At 34.1% G+C, this 26,369-nt stretch carries 18 protein-coding genes, 2 tRNA genes and 3 rRNA genes; 19 read left to right on the top strand and 4 right to left on the bottom strand.

The genetic code is table 11. The features are described 5' to 3' along the window. Positions 1-2 precede the first annotated feature (2 nt). The 4 genes from GYM72_RS02305 to GYM72_RS02320 are packed head-to-tail and all read left to right on the top strand — an operon-like array spanning position 3 to position 5,377. A complete protein-coding gene (locus GYM72_RS02305) occupies positions 3-2,858 on the top strand; it encodes a BamA/TamA family outer membrane protein (protein WP_220264568.1) in 2,856 nt (951 codons plus the stop codon). 57 nt (positions 2,859-2,915) lie between these two features. Continuing rightward, the gene (locus GYM72_RS02310; protein ID WP_160542597.1) at positions 2,916-4,064 is read left to right on the top strand and encodes a PAS domain-containing sensor histidine kinase; all 1,149 of its coding nucleotides are present in this window, start codon (positions 2,916-2,918) and stop codon (positions 4,062-4,064) included. 60 nt (positions 4,065-4,124) lie between these two features. Beyond that, the gene (lptB, locus tag GYM72_RS02315) at positions 4,125-4,853 is read left to right on the top strand and encodes an LPS export ABC transporter ATP-binding protein (protein ID WP_105297198.1); all 729 of its coding nucleotides are present in this window, start codon (positions 4,125-4,127) and stop codon (positions 4,851-4,853) included. A 2-nt stretch (positions 4,854-4,855) separates the two neighbouring features. Continuing rightward, entirely contained in the window at positions 4,856-5,377 is a 522-nt protein-coding gene (locus GYM72_RS02320) for a thioredoxin family protein (protein WP_220264569.1), read from the top strand. Positions 5,378-5,384: 7 nt separating this feature from the next. Here GYM72_RS02320 and GYM72_RS02325 read toward each other — a convergent pair whose 3' ends face one another. After that, the gene (locus tag GYM72_RS02325) at positions 5,385-5,960 is read right to left on the bottom strand and encodes a DUF3109 family protein (RefSeq protein ID WP_220234021.1); all 576 of its coding nucleotides are present in this window, start codon (positions 5,958-5,960) and stop codon (positions 5,385-5,387) included. A gap of 165 nt (positions 5,961-6,125) precedes the next feature. Here GYM72_RS02325 and GYM72_RS02330 point away from each other — a divergent pair, with 165 nt between their 5' ends. Then, complete coding sequence (locus GYM72_RS02330; protein ID WP_220264570.1) at positions 6,126-7,394, top strand: NAD(P)/FAD-dependent oxidoreductase; 1,269 nt, start codon at positions 6,126-6,128, stop codon at positions 7,392-7,394. Positions 7,395-7,430: 36 nt separating this feature from the next. Here the strand turns inward: GYM72_RS02330 and GYM72_RS02335 are convergent, their stop codons facing one another. The 3 genes from GYM72_RS02335 to radA all read right to left on the bottom strand — a co-directional run bounded on the left by GYM72_RS02335 (position 7,431) and on the right by radA (position 10,365). Further along, positions 7,431-7,838, bottom strand: coding sequence for a polymer-forming cytoskeletal protein (locus tag GYM72_RS02335; RefSeq protein WP_160557314.1), 408 nt, complete (start codon positions 7,836-7,838; stop codon positions 7,431-7,433). Between the two features lie 40 nt (positions 7,839-7,878). After that, on the bottom strand, positions 7,879-8,745 hold the full coding sequence (locus GYM72_RS09950) for a M23 family metallopeptidase (RefSeq protein WP_220264571.1): 867 nt from the start codon (positions 8,743-8,745) through the stop codon (positions 7,879-7,881). A gap of 264 nt (positions 8,746-9,009) precedes the next feature. After that, a complete protein-coding gene (radA, locus tag GYM72_RS02345; protein WP_220264572.1) occupies positions 9,010-10,365 on the bottom strand; it encodes a DNA repair protein RadA in 1,356 nt (451 codons plus the stop codon). A gap of 431 nt (positions 10,366-10,796) precedes the next feature. Here radA and GYM72_RS02350 point away from each other — a divergent pair. The 14 genes from GYM72_RS02350 to GYM72_RS02415 all read left to right on the top strand — a co-directional run bounded on the left by GYM72_RS02350 (position 10,797) and on the right by GYM72_RS02415 (position 26,343). After that, positions 10,797-12,318 (top strand): 16S ribosomal RNA (locus GYM72_RS02350). A gap of 203 nt (positions 12,319-12,521) precedes the next feature. Continuing rightward, a tRNA-Ile gene (locus GYM72_RS02355) sits at positions 12,522-12,595 on the top strand. Between the two features lie 13 nt (positions 12,596-12,608). Next, a tRNA-Ala gene (locus GYM72_RS02360) sits at positions 12,609-12,682 on the top strand. Positions 12,683-12,800: 118 nt separating this feature from the next. Then, positions 12,801-15,623: ribosomal RNA gene (locus GYM72_RS02365) — 23S ribosomal RNA — on the top strand. Between the two features lie 71 nt (positions 15,624-15,694). Next, positions 15,695-15,802, top strand: a 5S ribosomal RNA gene (gene rrf, locus GYM72_RS02370). The 16S, 23S and 5S rRNA genes sit together here with 2 tRNA genes alongside, the layout of an rRNA operon. Before the next feature lie 172 nt (positions 15,803-15,974). Beyond that, on the top strand, positions 15,975-17,372 hold the full coding sequence (locus tag GYM72_RS02375; protein WP_220264573.1) for a dipeptidase: 1,398 nt from the start codon (positions 15,975-15,977) through the stop codon (positions 17,370-17,372). A gap of 59 nt (positions 17,373-17,431) precedes the next feature. After that, positions 17,432-18,763 carry a DNA recombination protein RmuC gene (locus GYM72_RS02380; protein WP_220264574.1) on the top strand — a complete coding sequence of 444 codons (1,332 nt, stop codon included), beginning with the start codon at positions 17,432-17,434 and terminating at the stop codon, positions 18,761-18,763. A 74-nt stretch (positions 18,764-18,837) separates the two neighbouring features. Further along, positions 18,838-20,034 (top strand): glycoside hydrolase family 10 protein, encoded by a 1,197-nt coding sequence (locus GYM72_RS02385; protein WP_220264575.1) that lies wholly within the window; start codon positions 18,838-18,840, stop codon positions 20,032-20,034. Positions 20,035-20,131: 97 nt separating this feature from the next. After that, positions 20,132-21,121, top strand: coding sequence for a zinc-binding dehydrogenase (locus GYM72_RS02390; RefSeq protein WP_220264576.1), 990 nt, complete (start codon positions 20,132-20,134; stop codon positions 21,119-21,121). Positions 21,122-21,436: 315 nt separating this feature from the next. After that, complete coding sequence (argS, locus tag GYM72_RS02395; protein ID WP_220264577.1) at positions 21,437-23,200, top strand: arginine--tRNA ligase; 1,764 nt, start codon at positions 21,437-21,439, stop codon at positions 23,198-23,200. Position 23,201: 1 nt separating this feature from the next. Further along, positions 23,202-23,624: a Fur family transcriptional regulator gene (locus GYM72_RS02400; protein WP_220264578.1), complete on the top strand. Its 423-nt coding sequence runs from the start codon at positions 23,202-23,204 to the stop codon at positions 23,622-23,624. Positions 23,625-23,666: 42 nt separating this feature from the next. Further along, positions 23,667-24,758 carry a DNA polymerase III subunit gamma/tau gene (gene dnaX / locus GYM72_RS02405; RefSeq protein ID WP_220264579.1) on the top strand — a complete coding sequence of 364 codons (1,092 nt, stop codon included), beginning with the start codon at positions 23,667-23,669 and terminating at the stop codon, positions 24,756-24,758. A gap of 104 nt (positions 24,759-24,862) precedes the next feature. Then, positions 24,863-25,381, top strand: coding sequence for a hypothetical protein (locus tag GYM72_RS02410; RefSeq protein ID WP_160557823.1), 519 nt, complete (start codon positions 24,863-24,865; stop codon positions 25,379-25,381). 224 nt (positions 25,382-25,605) lie between these two features. Beyond that, the gene (locus GYM72_RS02415; protein ID WP_220264580.1) at positions 25,606-26,343 is read left to right on the top strand and encodes an FKBP-type peptidyl-prolyl cis-trans isomerase; all 738 of its coding nucleotides are present in this window, start codon (positions 25,606-25,608) and stop codon (positions 26,341-26,343) included. Positions 26,344-26,369: the final 26 nt, after the last annotated feature.

A 26,369-nucleotide genomic window follows, 5' to 3' on the forward strand; every position in this document is an offset into this window, starting at 1 on the left:
AAATGAAATTAGGATACAATATTATAGTAAAAATATTGATTTTTGTTCAACTGTTTCTCATTTTTTCATGTAGAACAAATAAAGTACCTAAAAATGGACATTTATTTATTGATAATAAATATAAATATGTAGATAAAAAAGGAAAACCCTATTTGGATGCATACGGTAATCCCTTTTTGAATAAAAAAGGCAAAGAAATTATCAACGAATACAAGAAACCATTTGAGGATGAACTGGACAGTTATGTAAAGCAAAAATCTAATAAAAAAATACTATTCATAATTCCATTAGGATTGTGGCTGTATGATTTCTCAAATCCTACATTCGATTCCGTCTACGCAGAATACTATTCCGTTAGTCAAAAACAAAGAAATCAAAAATTACTGGATTCTCTATATGTAAAATATAACTTAAAAAATTATGTTGGCAAATCCAGATGGTTTGATCGCTTTTTTTATAATAATGGAGAAGCCCCTGTATTAGTTGATACCTTACTATCTAAAACTTCTTCAAAAAACATACAACAATATTTTAAAAACAGAGGGTGGCGTAAGTCTATTGTAAAAGACAGTGTAATTACTTCCGGTAAAAAAGCTCATGTGCAGTATTCCATAAAATTAGGGCGTCCTATGATTATGGATACAATTACGTATGATATTGCCGATGAAATAAAAGATGATTTATATGCTCATTATTTAAAACGAACAAGACAGGCGAAGAAAAAAAAGTCTCAAACTTATGAACTTTCAAAAGACGAATTTATATACAACCTATTCAGTAGAGGTTCATATGTTAAAAAAGGAGATCGATTAGATGCTTATGTAATTGAGAATGAGATATCCCGTTTGGAAAACCGTTTTAAAAATATGGGATATTATCGTTTTAATGATCTTAAAGATGAAGTTATTTACTATGTTGATACGGCTAATAATGTATATGATGTTTCGGTCAGATTATCAATCAAGAAAAGCCAAATAGGAAGTTCTACCACTACCATAGCTGTTACTGATTCCACTAGATCGGATACTCTTAAGAAAGATACTTTAGTGCATAAATTCAAAAGATTTAAATACAATAAAATAAACATTTCACTTTTAGATAACGAAAATAGAGATACAAATAAAAATACTATAGACTCAAGTTTCTATGTAACTACCAAAAAAATAGTAAGAAGGGTTGACGGTAGAAAAACAAAAATGATGGTTAACGATACCATTGCTTTCATTGTTAACCATTTAGGAAATAAATATAAAAACAGAGTATTGGCAGATATGTTAGCCATTGAAAAAGGGCATTCATATAATTTAAGCTCTGAGACTCGTACTCGAAGGAATATATATAAAGTAAATAATTTTAACATCCTCGGTTTTAATACAGTTCCTGAAAAAGACTCTGATTCCACCTTAATATCCAATATCATCCTTTCTCCCATGGATAAATATTCTTATGAATTAGGATTTGAAGCGTTTAATTCAGGTGTTGTCAATTTCGGAATAACTCCCAACCTTACTTTTACGGTAAAAAATCTTTTCGGAGGAGCAGAAAATTTAAGTGTCAGTTTTGGAGGATCTTTAGGAAATATTAAAACGAAAAAAAATAACAGTAAGATTTTTAATGCATCGGAACTATCAGCGCAGGCCAGTTTATCCTTTCCTAAGCTTATTTTGCCTTTCAACGCAAAAAGAATTATTCCTAAAGCCTGGGGACCTTCATCGGCAATTTCGTTAGGATATAATGCACAATATAACATAGGTTTGGATAAAAGAAGTTATAATGCCGGATTACTTTATAATTTCAATCCCACCCGAACTACCGTTCACCAAATTACATTATGGAATCTACAATATACACAGTTTTTAAATCCTAATAATTATTTCAATATTTATACACAAGACAGTAAAGTAAGAAATAGTGTTTACGATTTATATTTTCAACAGTATCCTTCCGCCAAAGAGGAATACGACAAAAACCATAATGACAATGATTTGCTGTTTCAAATTCAGAATAATATAGACTTTCAAGATTATTTAAGAACTACGCATTTAAGTTTAGCTAACGATTACGACTTAATGGAATTTCGTCGTTATCGTTTCACACAGAATGTATTAATCTCCTCTTTTAAATATGATTTTACCTACGATCAACGATTAGGATATTTTCCGGGTAAACATCCTTTTTATTTAAAAGCACAAGTAGAATTAGCCGGTAATCTGGAATCTTTATTTAACAAAACACTCAAAGATTTTACAACTTCCAATAATAAAACTATAAAACAAATATTTGGAGTTCCCTATTCACAATATGTGAAATTCGATTTAGATCTAAGGAAATTTTGGATTTTTTCCGGAAAAAAATCGTTTAATGCAAGACTTTTTACCGGAATAGGAATACCTTATGGAAATTCCTTTAGTATGCCTTTTGACCGAAGCTACTCTGTGGGTGGACCGAGTGATGTTCGAGCTTGGAAATCCTTTGGTTTTGGTCCGGGATCATCAAAATTAGGAGGAAAAGACGGCTATGAACTAATAGCGATCGATAATTTTAAATTGTTGACTCAGGTAGAATACAGGTTTCCTTTACCAAGTAAAGGGTTCGAAGGAGCTTTATTTGTAGATGCAGGAAATGTTTGGGGAATTAATAATAATTCACTGAATAAATTTGAATTTAATTCCTTCTATAAAGAACTGGGAATTGGAGGGGGATGGGGGATCCGTTGGGATATAAGTAACTTTATCATTCGCTTTGATTTTGCTTATCGATTTCATGATCCAAGAAGAGATGAAAATGACCGATGGTATTTTAAATATATCAATCTGTTGAAACCTCAAGTTAATTTTGCTATCGACTATCCGTTTTAATTAAATAATTTTTGTTTGCATAAATACGTTGATATATGAATTCATAAAATTCGGAAAATGAGCTTTTTTAAAAATGTTAGATTAAGGAATTGGTTTGGATATATATTGGCGCTTATAGTAGCTCTGTTTATTATAATCTTTTCTAACAGCAAAGTTGAAGAATTAAAAGAAGAAGAATCCGTAAAAATTTCAAATTATGCCAAAACGTTGGAATTATTAAACACGGAAACAGACATTCCACCTAAAACACAATTTTTTTTAGTGCAGCTTATCGAGCAAAACACTACCATACCCGTAATTTTAGTAGATGAAAAAGGAAATTACATTGATTCTAAAAATGTAAGTAAAAAAATTATTTCAGATTCTTTAAAATTAAAGGAAGAATTGCACGAAATGGCAGAATCCTACTATCCCATTCTTATTAAACTTCCTTTTGGAAATCAATACGTATATTATAAAAACTCGGTTCTGCTGACACAATTAGGTTATTATCCCTTTGTGCTAATTATACTAGTAACATTGTTTGTCTGGTTTACCTATTGGTATTTTAAAACCGTAAAAAAAACAGAGCAAAGTTTACTATGGGCTGGAATGGCTAAGGAAACCGCACATCAAATCGGTACGCCGCTTTCATCCATCATGGGATGGCTGGAAATATTAAAAACAGAAGAAATTGATCAGAAACCGATAATAAATATTGAAAAAGATGTACACAGACTGCAAAATATTACCGACAGATTTTCTAAAATAGGATCAACTCCTTCACTAAAAAAAGAAGATATTGTGGAAATATCGGAACAAGCATTTATGTATTTGAAAAGAAGAATGTCCAAACAAATCGGGTTTGAATTTCAAGCACCGGAGTATCCTGTATATGTTTCTTTAAATAACATCTTATATAGTTGGGTTATCGAAAATCTCATTAAAAATTCAGCAGATGCCATGAAAGGAGAAGGAAAAATAAAATTGCAAATCCACGATAACAAAAAAAATATTTTTATAGATATTTCCGATGAAGGATCTGGCATTGAATCAAAAAATGTGAAAAAAATTTTCAAACCGGGATTTACAACTAAAAAAAGAGGGTGGGGACTAGGCTTGTCTCTGGCCAGGCGAATTATTGAAGATTATCACTACGGTAAAATTTTCGTTCAAAATACCGAAATTAATAAAGGGACTACTTTTAGAATAATTTTAAAAAAATAATTTGTAAAAATTTTATTGAGTAATAGAAAAAAACGTAGTAATTTAATTACTTTTGATATTATGATATTACGAGGAGAACATTTAATAAAAACATACGGAAACAAACGAGTAGTTAAAGATGTTTCATTAAATGTAAAACAAGGAGAAATAGTAGGATTGTTAGGGCCTAATGGAGCCGGAAAAACCACTTCTTTTTATATGATTGTAGGCTTAATCAAGCCTACTCAAGGAAATGTATTTTTGGATAAGATTAACATAACCAAAGATGCTATGTATAAAAGAGCACAAAAAGGAATCGGGTATTTGGCTCAAGAAGCTTCCATATTCAGGAAATTATCAGTTGAGGATAATATTGTGGGAGTGTTGGAGATGACCAAACTTTCAAAGAAAGAAAGAAAAATAAAAGCAGATTCTTTAATAGAAGAATTTGGTTTAGAACACGTTCGTAAGAACCGAGGAGATTTATTGTCGGGAGGAGAAAGACGTCGTTGCGAAATTGCTCGATGTCTAGCTACCGATCCTAAATTTATTTTACTTGATGAACCCTTTGCAGGAGTTGACCCTATTGCCGTTGAAGATATTCAAAAAGTCGTGCGTTCTTTGGTAAATAAAAATATAGGAATTTTAATAACAGACCATAACGTTCAGCAAACTCTGGCTATCACTCATAGAACTTATGTTATGTTCGAAGGAAATATATTAAAGGAAGGATATCCCGAAGAATTAGCAAATGATCCGATAGTTCGTCAAGTATATTTAGGAGAAAATTTCAGATTTGAAAAAATATAATAATGAAAAAAATTTTTACAGGACTATATATTACTTTAATAGCTACATTAAGTTTTAGTCAGCAAGTTCCTTTAATTTCCAAAACTGAATTTTCCGAAGAATCCTTAAAGCAAATAGTAGTTGATACGGATAATAAAGAAACAACGATGCAATCCATACTAAATAAACACAAAGGAAAAGTTACCATCCTGAAATTTTGGGCATCTTGGTGTAAAGATTGCATAGTGGGAATGTCCGATTCACGGGCTCTTAAGCAAAAAAATAATAATGTAGATTTTATTTATCTGTCATTAGACAAAAATTACGATTCTTGGAAAAACGGTATCACTAAGTATGAATTAAATACGGGTGATAATTATTGGTTTTCAACTGGTTGGAAAAATCCTTTTACAGAATATATTGAATTAAATTGGATTCCACGCTATATGGTAATAGATCAACAAGGAAAAATTGCTTACTATTATGCAATTACGGCAAATGACACAGAAATACAAAAAACCATAGATGCATTGCAGGAAAAATAAAGCTAAATTATTTACTTATTTCTAAAAGTTTCTCAGCTTCTATCAACTGATGGTACCAATTTTCACCGAATTTTCTAATTAAAGGTTCTTTTAAAAATTCGAAAACTTTAACATTAAGTTCTTTACCTAAAGTACACGCATCCTTGCATATATACCATTCATCATAATTTACCGCAACATATTTTCGTAATTTTTGAAGACGAACCGGATACAGATGACAGGAAATAGGTTTTTTAAAATCAATTTTACCGTCTTCGTAAGCCTTTTCAATGGCGCATTTCGCAGCTTGATTTTCATCATAGATTACATAAGCACATTCTCTACCCTCTATTAACGGAGTAACATAATCATCATCAAGGTCGGTTGTATATTTACCCTCCAATTCAATAGCCTTTCTCCCTTCCTCTCTAAGATAAGGCGATACTTGCTCATATATGTCTTCAAGAATCGGTAATTCTTCTTCATCGAGTGGAGCTCCCGAATCTCCTTCTACACAACATATCCCTTTGCATTTACTAAGATTACAAACAAATTGTTTCTGTAATACATCTAAAGAAATTATTGTATCTTCTATTTGAATCATGATTTTTGAAAATAAATTCAAAGATAGCATTAAATTTTTATTAAAAGTTTATATAACTTTACAAAAAAATAGTAACTTTGATAAAATGTATGCTATACATTTTTGTGTTCTTAAGAAATAAATGTGTTTGCATCAATATGTTAAATTAATTTTTTAGTGCAAATTATGAAAAAAATCGTATTAATAGGTGGAGGTTTTGCTGGGATTAATATAATCACCAGATTGTCCAATGATCCTAATTTTGAAATTACCTTAGTCGACAAAAACAACTATAATTTTTTTCCACCATTAATATATCAAGTAAGTTCAAGTATTTTAGATCCCGCAGCTATCAGCTATCCTTTCCGTAGATTTATAAGACATAAAAAAAATGTTAAATTCAGATTGGGAGAATTAATTGAAATCAAATCTGATGAAAACAAAGTAGTCTTATCTAATGGAGAATTAGATTATGATATTTTGATTTTAGCAACGGGAACGCAAAGTAACTATTTCGGAATGGAAAATTTAGAGAAATATGCCTTTCCAATGAAAACCTTAAATGATGCTTTGTTACTTAGGAATATACTTTTAGAAAGGTTAGAAGCCGCCAGTAGAGAAACTGATTTAGTAGAAAAGAAAAGATTATTATCCATCGTCATCACCGGAGGAGGACCTGCCGGAGTTGAAATAGCCGGAGTTATTCGCGAAATTATCAATTATATTGAAAATGTTGACTATAAAGATTTAAAAGATCAAATTCAAGTCTATTTGGTAGAAGGAAGCCCTGTATTATTGGGACCTATGAGCGAAAAATCTCACAAAGAAGCTTATCATGCCTTAGATAAATTAGGAGTTAAAATACTCGTAAATACACAAGTAAAAGATTGTGATGAAAACACCATATATTTTTCAAACGGAGATAAAATTGAAACAAAAACTATAATCTGGACAGCGGGAGTTACTTCAAGAATTTTTGAAGGAATACCCAAAGAAGTGTATGGAAGAGGTAGACGTATGCAAGTTGACGCGTATAATAAAGTTCAAGGATTTTCTAATATATATGCAATAGGAGATACCTGTATCATGACTACTGATCCTAATTTTCCTGCAGGACATCCGCAATTAGCCCAAGTAGCAATACAACAAGGAAAAAATTTGGCAAATAATTTAAAAAAACAACTTACCCAAGACAACTATCAACCTGTACCATTCAGTTATAAAGATAGAGGGTCTATGGCAGTTATCGGAAGAAATAAAGCCGTAGCCGATCTGATTCATCCTACCTTATTTTTAAAAGGATTACCGGCATGGATTATTTGGTCGTCCATCCACTTAATTTCTTTAGTTTCCATAGGTAATAGATTAAATACTTTATATCGTTGGTTAACCATATACATATCTAAAAATTCTTCCTTAGGAAGTGCTTATAAAATTGGAGATCCAAGACCCTGAATACCTAAAATATTGTATAAATTTCAGTAATAGAATTTATACAACAATTTGAGAATTATTTTCTTTTTTATTAACAGGAGTAGAATTATTTTGATCCATACTTACGGTGCCTTTATATAAGGCACCATTTTCAACTTGAAAACTTTTTACCTGCATATTTCCTATAATAGATCCCGAGTTTTTCAAACTAAGATTATCAACAAAAATATCGCCGTCAATTTGGCCATATACAATAAGTTCTTTAGTCCTTATATCTCCTTTAACGCTTCCTTTCTGACCAACAACAAGTCCACAAGTGCTATTGACATTTCCTAATGTTTGACCATCAATTCTAATAAATTCCTTACATTCTATATTTCCTTCGATTTTACAATCTTCCGCAATAATAGTAGTAATGTTTTCTGTAGATAAATTAAGAGCAGCTCCTTTTTTTTTATTGAACATAGTTAGTTTATTTTATATAGTAGTTAAATTTATTTCATATTTAGTTTACATGCAAATAATTATTTGGATTTTCTTTTTCTTTATTTAAAATAATTTCATAATGAACATGAGGTCCGGTAGAACGGCCGGTACTTCCTAATTCACCAATAACATCTCCGGCATTGACAACCTGTCCTTCTTTAACCAATATTTTAGACATGTGACCGTATAATGTTTCATAACCGAAATGGTGCTTTATCATTACACAATTGCCATATCCTCCTCTAATACTGGCAAAGGTAACAACACCATTCGCAGTAGCATGAATAGGATCACCTATAGTTCCCGCTATATCCAAACCCGGATGAAACTCGGATCCTTTACCTTTTTTCATCGGATTTCCTCTCACACCAAAATTAGAAGTAATCCTTCCAACGTGAGGTAAGCCGATAGGAATGAATTGAATCTTTTTATATATATCGGAAATTCTCTTTTTTTTATTTTCAATTAAATTTAAGTTAGAATCATTAACAGGATAATACTCTCCCCCCACATTATCAACATTATAATTAGTGGAGTTAGTAGGGAGGGTTTTAACTTGACGATCTTTAAGATATCTCTCAATCTTTATTAAAGATTTTTCAGCTTCATTAAGATTGATAATCATATCATTTAATTTTTTAGTATCCAACTTGCTTTCAAGATCGGCAATCTTAACATGTAAATCTTGTTTTTGGTAATACACATAACTTATATAACTAACCAATCCCGCAACTAAACAAAAAATAGTAAAAATTGATAAAAGTAAAATCTTTTTGTACAGAAAAATATTTCTTATATGCTTATTCTTAACAGAAAAAATTTTGGTTTCCAGTGAATTTTTATCAGTAATAATTATAGTGGAATATTTAGATTTGTTATTTTTCATAGTATAATATTCTGAAGGTAGTGGAACAAATATAAAAAAATTAAAACAAAAAGTATAATTTAAACATTACGTTTAACAATAAATTAGCAAAAATTTAAACATTATTTGTAAGCACAAAACCGACCTTAATTTTCGTTAATTGAAAAATAAAAGTATAATGTGTAATAGATAACAAATGCCAAATATCACTTATTAGTATAATAAAAATATATTGACTGCAAAAGTTTACACCATACGAAGAAAGAGAAATTTACATACAATTAATTAGAATAATAACTTATAGACATCCTCAACCTTAGAAACCATTTCAACCCTAATATTATATTTCTTGCGATCAATTTTATTATACTTAGAAATGAAAATGACATCATAACCCAATTTTTCAGCCTCAATGATTCGCTGTTCAATACGATTTACAGGTCTGATTTCACCACTTAAACCAATTTCACCGGCGAATAAACAATTATCCGGTAAAGAAATATCCTCATTAGAAGACAAAATAGCACAAATAACAGCTAAATCAATTGCAGGATCATCAACACGAATACCTCCGGTAACATTTAAAAACACATCCTTAGTTCCCAAATGAAAACCCGCACGCTTTTCCAAAACAGCTAATAACATATTTAATCGTTTAACGTCAAAACCCGTTGTCACCCGTTGAGGCGTTCCATAAACAGCCGTTGATACCAATGCTTGAATTTCAACCAACATAGGGCGTAATCCTTCCAAAGTAACCGCAATAGCATTTCCCGATAAACTTTCATCTTTTTTAGATACTAAAATTTCAGACGGATTTTTTACCTGTTTCAACCCGGAAGAGAACATTTCATAAATTCCAAGTTCGGAAGTAGAACCATATCTATTTTTATTTGCACGTAAAAGTCGGTAAACATAATTTCTATCCCCTTCAAACTGAAGAACGACATCTACCATATGCTCCAAAATTTTAGGACCGGCTATAGAACCCTCCTTAGTAATATGTCCAATTAAAAATACAGGAGTGGAAGCTTCCTTAGCATATTTAATTAATTCGGAAGCGCATTCTCTAATTTGAGATATACTTCCCGGAGAAGATTCTATATAAGAGGAATGTAGAGTTTGAATGGAATCAATCACTAACAACTCCGGTTGAAGCTCATGAGCTTTCTTTAAAATCTTTTGAGTTGAAGTTTCCGTTAAAATATAGCATTCAGAATTAGAAATATCCAGACGGTCAGATCTCATTTTAATTTGATTACTGCTTTCCTCTCCTGAAACATATAATACTTTTCCGGGTATTTGTAAAGAAATTTGCAACAACAAAGTAGATTTACCGATGCCGGGTTCGCCTCCAATCAAAATAACACTACCGGGAACAATACCGCCACCTAATAAATGATCCAGTTCAGAGTCATTAGAAAGAATACGATATTCATCCGTAGTTTCAATTTCGTGAATCTTATATATTTTATTTCTAGAAGAAGAGGAATTAAGGGAAGAAATAGAATTTGCAGAACTTTTTTCAATAACTTCTTCAACAATAGTGTTCCATTCTCCGCATACTTTGCATTGACCCAGCCATTGAGAATATTGAGTTCCGCAATTTTGACAAAAAAAAGTAGTTTTAGCCTTAGCCATATTTGATAGATATATATAGTTATTTACATTTATTAGTTAGTACAAAGATAGTCTATAATAATCTTTGTAAATGAGTATATAATAACTAGTAATAGGAGCATTAAAAAAATAATAAAAAAAATTAAAAATTTTTTTGGAGGTTAAATAGGTGGTATTCAGGACATTAATGATTATTTAGCAAAAAAGATTAAAAAAAGATTAAAAAAAAACTTGCGGGGAAAGAAAAAGTAGCTATCTTTGCACCCGCAAGTCAGGAACAACGAAAGAGAAAAACAGAAGAAGAGGGACCTGAGAAGCGCAAAAGATCGTTGAAATAAAAAGTTTTTTAAACAAAGCTTACGAAAGATAAAAAGTAGCAAAACACAACCTGGAAGAAAAGAGATTCTTTTGAGTTAGGGAAAAGCCTTGAAATTGATAATAACAAAGAAATTACAATGGAGAGTTTGATCCTGGCTCAGGATGAACGCTAGCGGGAGGCCTAACACATGCAAGCCGAGGGGTATTTTGGAGCTTGCTTCAAGAGAGACCGGCGTACGGGTGCGTAACGCGTATGCAACTTACCTGTATCACCGGGATAGCCCGGGGAAACCCGGATTAATACCGGATAACATATCAGTCAGCATTGGCAGATATTAAAAGATTAATCGGATACAGATAGGCATGCGTAGGATTAGTTAGTTGGTAAGGTAACGGCTTACCAAGACGATGATCCTTAGGGGGCCTGAGAGGGTGAACCCCCACACTGGAACTGAGACACGGACCAGACTCCTACGGGAGGCAGCAGTGAGGAATATTGGACAATGGGTGAGAGCCTGATCCAGCCATCCCGCGTGAAGGACGACAGCCCTATGGGTTTTAAACTTCTTTTGTATGGGAATAAACCACATTACGTGTAATGTTCTGAAGGTACCATACGAATAAGCATCGGCTAACTCCGTGCCAGCAGCCGCGGTAATACGGAGGATGCGAGCGTTATCCGGATTTATTGGGTTTAAAGGGTCCGTAGGCGGGTTGATAAGTCAGCGGTGAAAACCTGCAGCTTAACTGTAGAACTGCCGTTGATACTGTTAATCTTGAATAGTATTGAAGTAGCTGGAATGTGTAGTGTAGCGGTGAAATGCATAGATATTACACAGAACCCCGATTGCGAAGGCAGGTTACTAAATACCGATTGACGCTGATGGACGAAAGCGTGGGGAGCGAACAGGATTAGATACCCTGGTAGTCCACGCCGTAAACGATGGATACTCGTTGTTGGGGATTAACTTCTCAGTGACTAAGCGAAAGTAATAAGTATCCCACCTGGGGAGTACGACCGCAAGGTTGAAACTCAAAGGAATTGACGGGGGCCCGCACAAGCGGTGGAGCATGTGGTTTAATTCGATGATACGCGAGGAACCTTACCAGGGCTTAAATGGGAATTGACGTACTTAGAAATAAGTATTTCTACGGACAATTTTCAAGGTGCTGCATGGTTGTCGTCAGCTCGTGCCGTGAGGTGTCAGGTTAAGTCCTATAACGAGCGCAACCCTTATCATTAGTTGCCAGCGATTAAAGTCGGGAACTCTAATGAGACTGCCGGTGCAAACCGCGAGGAAGGTGGGGATGACGTCAAATCATCACGGCCCTTACGCCCTGGGCCACACACGTGCTACAATGGCCGGTACAGAGGGCAGCTACTGGGCAACCAGATGCGAATCTCAAAAGCCGGTCTCAGTTCGGATTGGAGTCTGCAACTCGACTCTATGAAGCTGGAATCGCTAGTAATCGCAGATCAGCCATGCTGCGGTGAATACGTTCCCGGGCCTTGTACACACCGCCCGTCAAGCCATGGAAGCTGGGGGTACCTGAAGTCGGTGACCGTAAAAGGAGCTGCCTAGGGTAAAACTAGTGACTGGGGCTAAGTCGTAACAAGGTAGCCGTACCGGAAGGTGCGGCTGGAACATCTCTTTTTTAGAGCAAAAAGTCAAAACAAGGAATAAAAACCCCAAAAGAAGCTGACAACTTCCAGGTGTTTCCTACTTAAACAAATAAAAGAGTAAGTAAAAAGTTGAAAAAAACACAAGATATATAACACCCCTGAAAAGCCCCTGTAAGGAAAAGGTAAGACATAAGAAGAAGAGTAAAAGGAGCAACGAGGAAAATAAAAATCAATCAGTCTCATAGCTCAGCCGGTTAGAGCGCTACACTGATAATGTAGAGGTCGGCAGTTCGAGTCTGCCTGAGACTACAAAGGGAAACAAGGGGAATTAGCTCAGCTGGCTAGAGCGCCTGCCTTGCACGCAGGAGGTCAAGGGTTCGACTCCCTTATTCTCCACAAGGTTCTAAAAACGAAAGAAGTAGTAAAAAAGAACCGGTGTTATATACGGATCATTGACATTATTGGGATTTTATATAAAAAAATAAACCGAGCGGCCAATACAATTGGCTAAGGAAAAGAAATCGTTAAGGGCGTATGGCGGATGCCTAGGCTTCAAGAGGCGAAGAAAGACGTGGTAAGCTGCGAAAAGCTGCGGGGATTGGCACACACGAATAGATCCGCAGATGTCTGAATGGGGCAACCCACTATACAAGAGTATAGTATTCCCGCAAGGGAAGGCAAACCTTCCGAACTGAAACATCTAAGTAGGAAGAGGAAAAGAAATCAACCGAGATTCCGAGAGTAGTGGCGAGCGAAATCGGAAGAGCCCAAAAGTATGTAATTAGATAGCAGAATGTTTTGGAAAGAACAACCAAAGAAGGTGAAAGTCCTGTAAGTGAAATCTGGATATGTATGAAAAAGAGTAGGGCGGGACACGTGAAATCCTGTCTGAACATGGGGGGACCATCCTCCAAGGCTAAATACTCCTTGAAGACCGATAGCGAACAAGTACCGTGAGGGAAAGGTGAAAAGTATTTCGAAAAGAAAGATGAAAGAGACCCTGAAACCATACGCCTACAAGCGGTCGGAGCATCATAAGATGTGACGGCGTGCCTTTTGCATAATGAGCCTACGAGTTAATTTCACTAGCGAGGTTAAGTAGTTCAGCTACGGAGCCGCAGCGAAAGCGAGTCTGAATAGGGCGTTGAGTTAGTGGGATTAGACGCGAAACCTTGTGATCTATCCATGGGCAGGTTGAAGCTTTGGTAACACAAAGTGGAGGACCGAACCGGTTGACGTTGAAAAGTCTTCGGATGACCTGTGGATAGGGGTGAAAGGCTAATCAAACTGGGAGATAGCTCGTACTCCCCGAAATGCATTTAGGTGCAGCGTTAAGAAAGAGTATACTAGAGGTAGAGCTACTGATTGGATGCGGGGGTTTCACCGCCTACCAAATCCTGACAAACTCCGAATGCTATTATATGTTTCTTAGCAGTGAGGGCATGGGTGCTAAGGTCCATGTCCGAGAGGGAAAGAACCCAGAGCAACAGCTAAGGTCCCGAAATGTATACTAAGTTGAACAAACGAGGTCAGACTGCCCAGACAGCTAGGATGTTGGCTTGGAAGCAGCCATTCATTTAAAGAGTGCGTAACAGCTCACTAGTCGAGCGGTTTGGCATGGATAATACTCGGGCATAAGTATACTACCGAAGCTATGCGAAATGAAAATTTCGGTAGGGGAGCATTCTATATGCGCAGAATCAGTAAGGTGACTTATTGTGGAGCGTATAGAAAAGAAAATGTAGGCATAAGTAACGATAATGAAGGTGAGAAACCTTCACGCCGAAAATCCAAGGTTTCCTCAGCTATGCTAATCAGCTGAGGGTAAGTCGGGACCTAAGGTGAATCCGAGAGGAGCAATCGATGGGAAATCGGTTAATATTCCGATACCGGCTGTAAATTCGATGGAGTGACAGAGTAATGACACTACCGCGTACTGACGGAATAGTACGTTAAAGCATGTAGGTAAATCAGCAATAGTAAAATGCGTTGCAGATGCCGAAAGTGAAAGTACCAGGAAGCTACGGTGGAATGGATAGTGTAGGTAAGAGCTCTCAAGAAAAACTTCTAAGGCAAGTTTACAGCGCCCGTACCAAAACCGACACAGGTGGATGAGGAGAGTATCCTAAGGCGCTCGAGTGAATCATGGTTAAGGAACTAGGCAAAATAGACCTGTAACTTCGGGAGAAAGGTCGCTCCCCGTAAAAAGGGAGCCGCAGTGAAAAGGCCCAGGCGACTGTTTATCAAAAACACAGGACTCTGCAAAATCGCAAGATGACGTATAGGGTCTGACACCTGCCCGGTGCTGGAAGGTTAAGGAAGGAGGTTAGCGCAAGCGAAGCCTTTGACTGAAGCCCCAGTAAACGGCGGCCGTAACTATAACGGTCCTAAGGTAGCGAAATTCCTTGTCGGGTAAGTTCCGACCTGCACGAATGGTGTAACGATCTGGGCACTGTCTCAACCATGAGCTCGGTGAAATTGTAGTATCGGTGAAGATGCCGATTACCCGCAATGGGACGAAAAGACCCTGTGAACCTTTACTATAGCTTCGTATTGACTTCGGGTAAATGATGTGTAGGATAGGTGGGAAACTAAGAATCGGCTTCGCCAGGAGTCGAGGAGTTGACGTTGAAATACCACCCTTTATTTATCTGGAGCCTAACTTCTGAACAGAAGGACATTGCGTGGTGGGTAGTTTGACTGGGGTGGTCGCCTCCAAAAGAGTAACGGAGGCTTTCAAAGGTACCCTCAGCACGCTTGGCAACCGTGCGCAGAGTGTAATGGCATAAGGGTGCTTGACTGCAAGACCGACAAGTCGAGCAGGTGCGAAAGCAGGACATAGTGATCCGGTGGTTCCGTATGGAAGGGCCATCGCTCATAGGATAAAAGGTACTCCGGGGATAACAGGCTAGTCTCCCCCAAGAGCTCACATCGACGGGGAGGTTCGGCACCTCGATGTCGGCTCGTCACATCCTGGGGCTGGAGAAGGTCCCAAGGGTTGGGCTGTTCGCCCATTAAAGTGGCACGCGAGCTGGGTTCAGAACGTCGTGAGACAGTTCGGTCTCTATCTATTGCGGGCGTAGAATTTTGCGTGGAGTTGACTCTAGTACGAGAGGACCGAGTTGAACAAACCTCTGGTGTATCAGTTGTGCCGCCAGGTTCACCGCTGAGTAGCTAAGTTTGGAAGAGATAAGCACTGAAAGCATATAAGTGCGAAACTCGCCACAAGATAAGAATTCGATATAGGGTCGTGGGAGAATACCACGTTGATAGGCTACAGGTGTAAAGGCAGTGATGTCATAGCCGAGTAGTACTAATTACCCGGAGATTTCGTCCAAGAAAAAAATAAAAGTTAATAGAATTGGCCGTAAGAGTTTACAAAATTATATAAAATCCCATTAAGATATTTAGGGTGGTTATAGCGGTAGGGCTCACCTGTTCCCATTTCGAACACAGAAGTTAAGCCTACTTGCGCTGATGGTACTGCAAACGCGGGAGAGTAGGTAGCCGCCGGTTTTTTAAAAAAGAAAGCTTTGTATAGGTAATATACAAGGCTTTTTTTGTTTTGGAGTGGAGTGGTTTTTGGTTATTTTTTTCCTGTTTATTATTTCTTCTTATTTATTAATTTCAAAAACTATTCTGGAAGCGGTTTTTTTATTTATATATTTGTTACTATAATAATAAATAAATGGATAAAGCTTTTCAATACCAAATAGATAATAAACAAAGATATTTAGACGAATTATTTGATTTATTACGAATCCCATCTATTAGTGCGGATTCTGCATATGCTAATGACATAATAAAATGTGCCAATAGTATTTCTAATAATTTAAAAGAATCCGGATTTGAGAATGTTGAAATATGTAAAACACAAGGTAATCCGGTAATTTATGCTGATAAAATTATTAGCTCCGATTTACCAACAGTTTTAATTTATGGTCATTACGATGTACAACCTGCAGATTCCTTGAATCTTTGGGAAACCGATCCTTTTGATCCTGTAATAAGAAAATCAAACATACATCCGGAAGGTGCAATTTATGCTCGAGGGTCTGCTGATGATAAAGGTCAATTCTTTATGCATTTAAAGGCTATTGAGTCTCTTATTAAAACAAATACTTTACCATGTAATGTAAAATTAATTATTGAAGGAGAAGAAGAAATAGGTTCTGTCAATTTGGGGAATTTTTTAAAAGAAAATTTGAGCAAACTTTCATGTGATGTTATATTGATATCAGACACACATATTTTTTCAAATCAAGTTCCGACCGTTACAACCGGATTAAGAGGATTAAGTTATGTAGAAGTTGAAGTAGAAGGGCCTAATCGAGATTTACATTCCGGTTTATATGGTGGTGCAGTTCCTAATCCTATTAACGTGCTTTCTGATATGATCGCTTCGTTAATTGATAAAGACGGCAAAATTACAGTTAAAGGCTTCTATGATAAGGTAATAGAATTATCTCCTGAAGATCGGGCAGAATTAAATAAAATTCCTTTTGATGAAGAAGAGTTTAAAAAATCAATCGGTTTAAAAGGGACGCAAGGAGAAAAAGGATATAAATCGTTAGAGAGAACAACTATACGACCTACCTTAGATGTAAATGGTATTTGGGGAGGTTATACAGGAGAAGGAGCTAAAACTGTTATTCCATCAAAAGCTTATGCTAAAATATCCATGAGGTTAGTTCCTGACCAAAATCCTGAGGAAATAACTGAATTGTTTACAAAACATTTTTTATCCATTGCTCCGGAAAGTGTTAAAGTAAAAGTCACCCCTCATCACGGAGGTAATGCATACGTTTTACCATTCTCAGATCCCGGATATAAAGCAGCTAAACTGGCTATGGAAAAAACCTTTAATAAAAAAGTTTTACCCTACAGAACCGGGGGCAGTATTCCTATTGTTTCTCTATTTGAAGAATTATTGGGAGCAAAATCCGTTTTAATGGGATTTGGATTGGATAGTGATGCTATTCATTCTCCTAATGAACACTATGGTTTATTTAACTTTTATAAAGGAATTGAAACCATTCCCTATTTTCTCAAATATTATACAGAAAACTTACGAAGTAAAAAATAATATTTAAAACGTAAGTAGAACTTGATTTTTCAAACATCCTATTTTGTACTATTATATTTATGATTGAAATATTTTTGGTTTTACTATTTAGTATCATTTTTTTATTAATAGGAATATATATCGGAAAAAAAATTAATGTTTCATCCATTAATTCCGAAAAAATTCTTTTAAATGAAAAGATAAAAGCTTTACATGCCGGTTTAAGTAAAAGTGAAGAACTAAAAGAAAAAGAGTTGTTTGAAAAGGAAAAAATAAAAAAGGAAAGAGAACAATTATTGCTTGAATTAGCTCGTAAAGATGCCGATTATGAAAACTTAATGCATAAAAATAAAGAGCAAAAATTGGAGATTGAAGAAATTCAAGATAATTTTAGGAAAGAATTTGAGATAATAGCAAGTAAAATACTGGAACAAAAAACTGAAAAATTTACAGAACAAAACAGGCATAATATAAAAACACTTTTAGATCCCTTACAAGAAAAAATTTCCGTTTTTGAAAAGAGAGTGGAAGAAAGCCAAAAAGAAAATATAGGGATCTATGCATCTTTAAAAGAACAATTACATTATTTACAAAACCAAAATTTAAGAATCTCTCAGGAGGCTGAAAATCTCACTAAAGCTCTTAAAGGAGATACAAAAATTCAAGGAAATTGGGGAGAATTAGTTTTAGAAAGGGTTTTAGAAAAATCGGGATTAGAAAAAGGAAGAGAATATTTTATACAAGAACGCTTGTGTTCTGAAGATGGAAAACGGTATATTCCCGATGTAATCATATATCTTCCTGATAATAAAAAGATGATTATAGATTCCAAAGTTTCTTTAATAGCCTATGAACGTTACATAAACAATGATAATGAAGAAGAAAAAAAACTTCATTTAAAAGATCATATAAATTCTATTAAAAAACATGTTAATCAACTTTCATCGAAAAATTACCAGGGGTTACATGCAGAAAATTCATTAGATTTTATATTACTTTTCATCCCCATTGAAACGGCTTTTTCTTTGGCTTTAAATTATGAATCATCTTTATATAACAAAGCCTTCGAAGAAAATATTGTTATAGTTACTCCATCTACTCTTTTAGCAACCTTGAAAACTATTGATAGTATGTGGAATAACCAAAAGCAACAAAGAAATGCATATGAAATAGCTAAAACTGCCGGTAATTTATACGATAAATTTGAAGGATTTCTACAAGATTTGTTGCGTATAGGGAAAAAAATGGATGAGGCTAAAAATGAATATGGAAACGCTATGAACAAGCTGGTAGAAGGGCGAGGTAATATAGTGTCTCAAATACATAATTTAAAAAAAATGGGTGCAAAAGCTAAGAAAACTTTGCCTGAAGATCTTATATCAAAAGCTGATATTTTTGAAAGTGAATCTTAATTTTCAAAAACACTGTGTAATAAAATTTTATAAATAAATTGAATGAATTCTCTAAGTAATAAATAATAAAATAAATGAAAAGCAAAAAATTATTTTTGATTGTAGCACATTTTTTATCATTAACATTAATTTTTGCCGGTACCAATGAGCCTGTAGAAGAAGAGAATGAAGAAAAAAATACGAAAGAATTCAGGGCCGTATGGGTGGCAACATTTTTAAATATAGATTGGCCTTCAAAACCCGGTTTACCTGCTGAACAACAAAAAGAAGAATTTATAACCTTATTGGAGAATGTCAAAAAATGGAAAATGAATGCCATTATTGTTCAGGTAAAACCCGCATCTGATGCATTATATCCATCTAAATTAAGTCCCTGGTCGGGATATTTGTCAGGAACACAGGGAGTTGATCCGGGGTACGATCCCCTTGAATTTATGGTTAAAGAAGCACATAAAAGGGATATAGAAATACACGCTTGGTTTAATCCTTTTAGACTTTCTGCAGCCAATGCCAATTGGAGCTCATTGGCTACTGATAATATTGCATTCAAGCATCCCAATTGGGTGGTTAGATATGCCAATCAATTATATCTAAATCCGGGTCTTCCGGAAGTACGAGATTATGTAATACAGTCTATTATGGAAGTAGTTAATAACTATGAAGTAGATGGTATTCATTTGGATGACTATTTTTATCCCTATAAAGTGGGTAAACTCGATTATCCTGATTTTACGGCTTACACTAAATATGGAGTAACTTTTGCCAGTAAAGCAGATTGGAGAAGAGACAACATTAATACTTTTGTACAAAAATTATATAAGAGCATTAAATCCAAAAATAAAGATATAGAATTTGGCATTAGCCCCTTTGGTGTTTGGAGAAATCAAAATAATGATCCTTTAGGATCGAAAACCAAAGCATTACAAAATTATGACGATTTGTACGCTGATGTTTTACTTTGGATGAGAAAAGGTTGGTTAAACTATGTAGCTCCTCAGTTATATTGGCATCGAGGACATAATCTTGCCGATTATGCCACTTTAGTAGAATGGTGGAGCAGCATGGCTAAAGAAACAGACACCAAACTGTATATAGGAATGGCGGCCTATAGAGTCAATCAATGGAAAAATCCGAATGAACTTGTTGAGCAAGTATATTATAATCGTGAATATCCAGAAGTTAAAGGAAGCATATTTTTCAGTTATAAATCACTAGTAAATGATTCTAAAGGAGTTCTTACCAATCTAATATCCGGACCTTTTGCAGAATAAATTCTTTAAAGTATTAAAGTGTAGGTTTCGATAAAATCTTAATTTGAGTTGAGCAGTTTACATATCATTTATAAATCTATATAATTTGACGATAATTATGAACGAAATATATTCAAAAGCTTGGTGTTGGCAGCATAGAGGAGAACCGGAAGATTTAATTTGTAAAGAATATAAAATCAGAGAAGTTGAAGATGATGAAGTACTCATTAAAAATACTGTCATAGGACTTAATCCGGTTGATTGGAAACTGATATCATCCGGCAATCCTTCATGGGTAAAAGATCAAATTCCCGGAGTAGATGGTGCAGGTATTGTTATTAAAACAGGAAAGAAAATGAAGCGTATACAAATCGGAGCAAGAGTATGTTATCATTCTGATCTTACCCAAGCAGGCAGTTTTTCCACTCATACAATTCTTAAAGGGAACCGCATTATGCATATTCCTGAAAAACTTAGTGATTATGCAGCTGCAGCGTTTCCTTGTCCCTCCTTAACCGCTTGGCAGGCTATGCAGAAAATTCCGGATATAGGTAATAAAAATGTACTAATAAGCGGAGCAGGAGGATCGGTAGGATATTTTCTTACCCAATTAATTCTGAATGCAGGAGCTAAGGTTTATATAACTGCCGATCTCCAACATCATAACGAATTTTATAAGATGGGAGTTAGTAAAGCAGTCGACTATAAAAATGATGATTGGAAAAATGAAATAAAAGAGGCTCTACCCGGAGGAAACTTTGATGTTATTTTTGACACGGTTAGTGGAAATCATGCTTCTCAACTTTTAGATCTAGCAGCCTATTATGGACATATAGTTGCCATACAAGGAAGAGTAGATACTAATCCTTTACCTCCATTTACAACTTGTGTTTCCTTACATGAAATCGCTTTGGGAGCATTTCACCGATTTGCATCGGAAAAACAAACGGTTCAATTAATGACTGATGGGGAGAAACTTTTACAACAAATCAGTACAGGTAAATTAAAGTTGAGAGATCAAAAAATCTGCAATTTTGACCGTTTACCTTCTCATCTGGCCGAAATGAAACATACTAATTCCAGTTATAAATATCTTATTGAAGTATAGATAATTTTTTATAATAAAATGGTGTAATAAAGGAAGCAAACCTATTGATAAGAATATATGACAAACTATTGGTGATTATTAATAAATTATATCCTCAAGAAATATTTATTTTATATAATTTGAAGATTTTATAAATAATAAGCATGTAAATTTAAATATGTCTACTATGAATTATTGCTATAAATTATCTTTAAACTATAAATAATGCATAGTATGAAGAATACGTCATCATGTTTGTGTTAATTGAAGTAGGATAAAAAGTTACACATTTAAGGGAAATGCCTAAATTTGTACATTCACTAGTAATTAAAAACAATGAACCTAAAGTCTTATATAAAAGAACAAAGTATACAAGCAATTGAAAATTTATTTCAACAGAAAGTTGAAGATGTTGAAATACAAATAACTAAAGATGAATTTGAAGGAGATTATACTTTAGTGGTTTTTCCCTTTGTTAAGCTAGTGAAACAGAAGCCGGAGGAAATAGCCAATAAAATAGGATCATATCTTACAGCTAAAGAGGAATTTGTTGCTTTTAATGTAGTTAAAGGCTTTCTTAACCTCTCTTTAAATCCGACCGTCTTTACTAAACTATTAAAAGAAAAATATTCAGTTAAAGATTTTAAGCTTACGAAAAAGCATACTGAAAAAATAATGGTTGAGTATTCCTCTCCGAATACCAATAAACCAATTCATTTAGGACATATAAGAAATAATTTATTAGGATTTTCAATTAGTAACATCTTAAAAGCAGCAGGAAATGAGGTGTTGAGAGGACAAATAATTAATGATAGGGGCATTCATATTTGCAAGTCCATGTTGGCATGGAAAAAATATGGAAATGGTGAAACTCCACAAACAACAGGAATCAAAGGAGATCATTTGGTAGGAAAATATTATGTTATTTTCGATCAAAAATACAAAGAAGAAATACAATCTTTAATTTCATCGGGAATGGATGCAGATGAAGCTAAGAAAAAAGCACCCATTCTTTTAGAAGCTCAAGAAATGTTGAAAAAGTGGGAAGACGGCGATGCGGAAATAAAAGCTTTGTGGAAAGAGATGAACAGTTGGGTGTATTCAGGTTTCGAGAAAACATATCAAAGATTAGGAGTATCTTTTGATTTAGTCCAATATGAAAGTGACACCTATTTGCTGGGAAAAGATGTTATTGAAGAAGGACTTAAAAAAGGAATTTTATTTAAAAAAGAAGATGGATCTGTTTGGGCAGACTTAACAGAAGAGGGGTTAGATCAAAAATTATTGTTGAGAGGAGACGGAACCTCTGTCTATATCACACAAGACTTAGGAACAGCCGTTGAAAGATTTACCCGTTATCATCTTAATGAATTAATCTATACAGTAGGAAATGAACAAGATTATCATTTTCAGGTATTGTTTTTAATTTTAAAAAAATTAGGGTATCAATGGGCAGATAAATTATATCATCTTTCCTACGGAATGGTAGATTTACCAAGTGGAAAGATGAAATCAAGAGAAGGTACGGTGGTTGATGCAGATGAATTAATGGAAGAAATGCATCAAGAAGCAGTTAAAAAAACTTCCGAATTAGGAAAATTAGAAGGCTACACCGAAAGTGAAAAAGAACAAGTGAATGAACTTATTGGCTTAGGCGCATTAAAGTATTTTATTTTGAAAGTTGATCCTAAGAAACGAATCTTGTTCGATCCTAATGAAAGTATCGAGTTCAACGGAAATACCGGTCCGTTTATCCAATATACTTATGCACGGACTTGTTCTGTGCTTAGAAAAGCCGCAAAGCAAACCTTAGAAATTAAAGATAAAGAATTAAATAAAGCAGAACAAAAATTAATCATATTATTATCCTCCTATGAGGAACTAATTGAAAAATCTGCTGCAGATTTAAATCCCGCATTAATAGCCAATTATATTTACGATGTCTCTAAAGAATATAACTCTTTCTATCAAAGTAATCGTATCTTGGATGCCGAAAATGAATCAGAGCAACAACTGCGTTTGGCAATAACCCAGTGGACCGGAAATGTGATTAGACACGGGTTAAGTCTATTGGGTATAGGGGCACCGGAAAGAATGTAGTATGTTGTATGATTTAGAAAATATATTAAAACAAAAAGATATAAATCCCACAGCCATGCGTTTATTGGTTTTAGATTATTTTCTGAAACAAAATACCGCTTTATCCTTGTCGGATTTGGAGTCTGGTTTTGATTATTCTGACCGAACTACTCTATTCAGGACTTTAAAGACTTTTGAAAAAAAAGGATTATTGCATACTATAAATGATGGACATATAACTGTTTATGCCTTATGTATGGATAATTGTTCTGAGGAGCAACATGCTGACAGCCATATGCATTTTTGTTGTAAAAATTGTAAAAAAATATACTGTATGCGGACTGTAAAAACGCCGAACATAAATATTCCTGAAGGATTTATCGCCGAAAAATTAGATATTGTTATTCATGGATTATGTAACGATTGTGTAGAGAAACCTATCTAAAAATTAACAGAAAAAGCAGAAAATTAGTAACTTTGTACACTCATGGAAAACTTTGTAGTTTCAGCCCGAAAATATAGACCTTTAGAATTTGATGCTGTTGTAGGGCAAAGTCACATAACCAATACTTTGGAACATGCCATTGATAATAATCAATTAGCTCAAGCTTTGCTTTTCTGTGGTCCTAGAGGAGTAGGTAAAACTACATGTGCCCGTATTTTAGCTAGAAAAATTAATGAAAAATACGGAGAAACTGATGAGAATGATTTTGCATTCAATATATTTGAATTAGATGCAGCTTCCAATAATTCCGTAGACGATATACGGAATCTGATTGAACAACTGCGTTACGCTCCTCAGGTAGGAAAATATAAAGTATATATCATTGATGAGGTACACATGCTGTCTAATGCTGCTTTTAATGCTTTTTTGAAAACATTGGAAGAGCCACCTGCACATGCTATTTTTATTTTGGCAACAACAGAAAAGCAAAAGATTATTCCTACCATTCTTTCAAGATGCCAGATTTACGACTTCAAGAGAATTGAAGTTAACGATATAAACAATCATTTAAAAAAAATAGCTCAAGAAGAAGGCATTCAATATGAAGAAGATGCTTTGTATATTATCGCTCAAAAAGCAGACGGGGGATTACGCGATGCTCTTTCTATGTTTGACCGACTCGTTACTTTTACTCAAAAAAACTTAACAGTTGCATCCGTTACAGAAAACCTAAGCATTCTTGATTATGAATATTATTTTAAAATTACGGATTTAGCTTTAAAAAATGATATACCCGGATTACTATTAGCTTTTAATGATATTATAAAAAAAGGATTTGATCCACAATTATTTATTTCAGGATTAGGAAGTCATTTTAGAGATTTAATGGTAGCACAGAATCCTCAAACAATTTCCCTGTTGGAAGTAGGAGACAATACCAAGCAAAAATATTTGGAACAAGCTCAAAATTGCTCATCCAGATTTTTGATAGACGCTATTGAAATTTGCCATCAGACTGATATAAATTTTAGGAATAGTAAAAGTCCTAAACTATCCATTGAAATAGCCTTAATGCAATTGGCATCTTTAACAGCTGGTGAATCTCCTACAACTAAAAAAAAAAGTTTAGGATAATACCACCACCTAATCATCTTCCTGCTAAGCAGGAAAATAAATTATCACCCCAAACCATAAAATCCGAGGAAAAGAAACAGATAGAAAAAGTTGGTAATTCTCAGGTGAAAGTTGAAAATAATTTACCTTCAAAACCAATTGTAAAAAGTGGAATACCTCTGGGAAATCAAACTAAAAAAGGATCATTTCTTTCAATAAAGGGATCACTTCACACGGCTTCTCAAAAAGAAGAAAAGGTAGCTAATTTAGATTTTTCCGAAAGAGATAAAGATGATTTTACTGAAGATCAAGTAAAGACTTTTTGGAATACCTATTTGGAAACTTTAAAAAACCAACCGGTTTTATATAGTGTTTTAAATACGACCCAATGCAGTGTTAAGCCGCATCATACTATTTTTTTTGAATTTCCTTCGAATTCTGCTTATGATGAATTTGAACACTTACGTGAAGATATTTTTCAAAAACTGAAAAAAGAGGTGAATAATTATTCCATTAATTTTAAATATCGAGTTAAGGAAACTCAAAGAACGATCCTTTTAACAGATAAAGATAAATATGAAAAAATGGTAAAGGAAAATCCATTATTAGAGAAATTAAGAAATGATTTTCGATTAGATTTTTAAAATTACTAAAAAATATAATGAACAATACTTATTTATAAGATTTTTACCTATTAAAAAAGAATAAATTCTTTTTTATGGAATATTAACTAAAATTTATATTCGTGTTTCAATAAATTATCGGATATTTGCAGGGTACTTATAATATTGGAAAAAATAATTTAAAAGTTATATTATTCAGTATAAAAATTAGAAGGTCAATAATAAAAATAATAAATTTTAAACGAATGAAAAAAAATAAAATCGTTACATTATTAGGTATAGTTTGCTCATTATCACTTTCTGCACAAGATAAAATTGAATTAAAAACGGATAAAGAAAAATTATCGTATTCTTTAGCATATAACATTGTTCAAAGTTTAAAGCAACAAGATATGTTAGAAGAAATAGATATTAATATATTTAATCGGGCATTTAGGGATGAATTAGCCGGTAAACCATCGATTTATCCTATGGATTCTGTAAATTCCTTTATGCAGAAATATTTTTTTAAAAAAAGACAAGAACTAGAAAATAAAAGAAAACAACAAGGAGAAGTAAATAAAACTCAAGGCTTGGCTTTTTTAGAAAAAAATAAAAAGAAAAAAGGAGTAATTACAACTGCTTCAGGGCTACAATATGAGGTTATAGAAAAAAGCAAATCTACTGAAAAGCCCAACGAAAATGATATGGTAAAAGTTAAGTATACCGGTAAACTTCTTGATGGAAAAATATTTGATTCGACTGATAAGAATAATTCTGGTAACCCAATTGAATTTCAATTAAACAGAGTAATTAAAGGTTGGACTGAAGGAGTATCCTTAATGAATAAAGGTTCAAAATATAGATTTTTTATCCCTTCCGAACTTGCTTATGGAGAAAATGGAGCGGGAATGGATATAGGACCTAATTCTGTATTGATTTTTGATATTGAATTAGTGGACTTTAAAAAACCGGAAGATACTTTTGATAATTCGGCCAATTAAAAAAATTAATTTAACTATTTAACATA

This window comes from Apibacter sp. ESL0404 (genome assembly GCF_019469245.1).
Lineage (GTDB): Bacteria > Bacteroidota > Bacteroidia > Flavobacteriales > Weeksellaceae > Apibacter.

What these genes read in the sequence shown, in the direction of transcription:
- GYM72_RS02375 (WP_220264573.1), top strand. Translation starts at nt 15,975, where the DNA reads ATGGATAAAGCTTTTCAATACCAAATAGATAATAAACAAAGATATTTA.
- GYM72_RS02400 (WP_220264578.1), top strand. Translation starts at nt 23,202, where the DNA reads ATGTTGTATGATTTAGAAAATATATTAAAACAAAAAGATATAAATCCC.
- argS (WP_220264577.1), top strand. Translation starts at nt 21,437, where the DNA reads ATGAACCTAAAGTCTTATATAAAAGAACAAAGTATACAAGCAATTGAA.
- lptB (WP_105297198.1), top strand. Translation starts at nt 4,125, where the DNA reads ATGATATTACGAGGAGAACATTTAATAAAAACATACGGAAACAAACGA.
- GYM72_RS02325 (WP_220234021.1), bottom strand. Translation starts at nt 5,960, where the DNA reads ATGATTCAAATAGAAGATACAATAATTTCTTTAGATGTATTACAGAAA.
- GYM72_RS02380 (WP_220264574.1), top strand. Translation starts at nt 17,432, where the DNA reads ATGATTGAAATATTTTTGGTTTTACTATTTAGTATCATTTTTTTATTA.
- GYM72_RS02335 (WP_160557314.1), bottom strand. Translation starts at nt 7,838, where the DNA reads ATGTTCAATAAAAAAAAAGGAGCTGCTCTTAATTTATCTACAGAAAAC.
- GYM72_RS02320 (WP_220264569.1), top strand. Translation starts at nt 4,856, where the DNA reads ATGAAAAAAATTTTTACAGGACTATATATTACTTTAATAGCTACATTA.
- GYM72_RS02385 (WP_220264575.1), top strand. Translation starts at nt 18,838, where the DNA reads ATGAAAAGCAAAAAATTATTTTTGATTGTAGCACATTTTTTATCATTA.
- radA (WP_220264572.1), bottom strand. Translation starts at nt 10,365, where the DNA reads ATGGCTAAGGCTAAAACTACTTTTTTTTGTCAAAATTGCGGAACTCAA.
- GYM72_RS02305 (WP_220264568.1), top strand. Translation starts at nt 3, where the DNA reads ATGAAATTAGGATACAATATTATAGTAAAAATATTGATTTTTGTTCAA.
- GYM72_RS09950 (WP_220264571.1), bottom strand. Translation starts at nt 8,745, where the DNA reads ATGAAAAATAACAAATCTAAATATTCCACTATAATTATTACTGATAAA.
- GYM72_RS02390 (WP_220264576.1), top strand. Translation starts at nt 20,132, where the DNA reads ATGAACGAAATATATTCAAAAGCTTGGTGTTGGCAGCATAGAGGAGAA.
- GYM72_RS02330 (WP_220264570.1), top strand. Translation starts at nt 6,126, where the DNA reads ATGAAAAAAATCGTATTAATAGGTGGAGGTTTTGCTGGGATTAATATA.
- GYM72_RS02310 (WP_160542597.1), top strand. Translation starts at nt 2,916, where the DNA reads ATGAGCTTTTTTAAAAATGTTAGATTAAGGAATTGGTTTGGATATATA.
- dnaX (WP_220264579.1), top strand. Translation starts at nt 23,667, where the DNA reads ATGGAAAACTTTGTAGTTTCAGCCCGAAAATATAGACCTTTAGAATTT.
- GYM72_RS02415 (WP_220264580.1), top strand. Translation starts at nt 25,606, where the DNA reads ATGAAAAAAAATAAAATCGTTACATTATTAGGTATAGTTTGCTCATTA.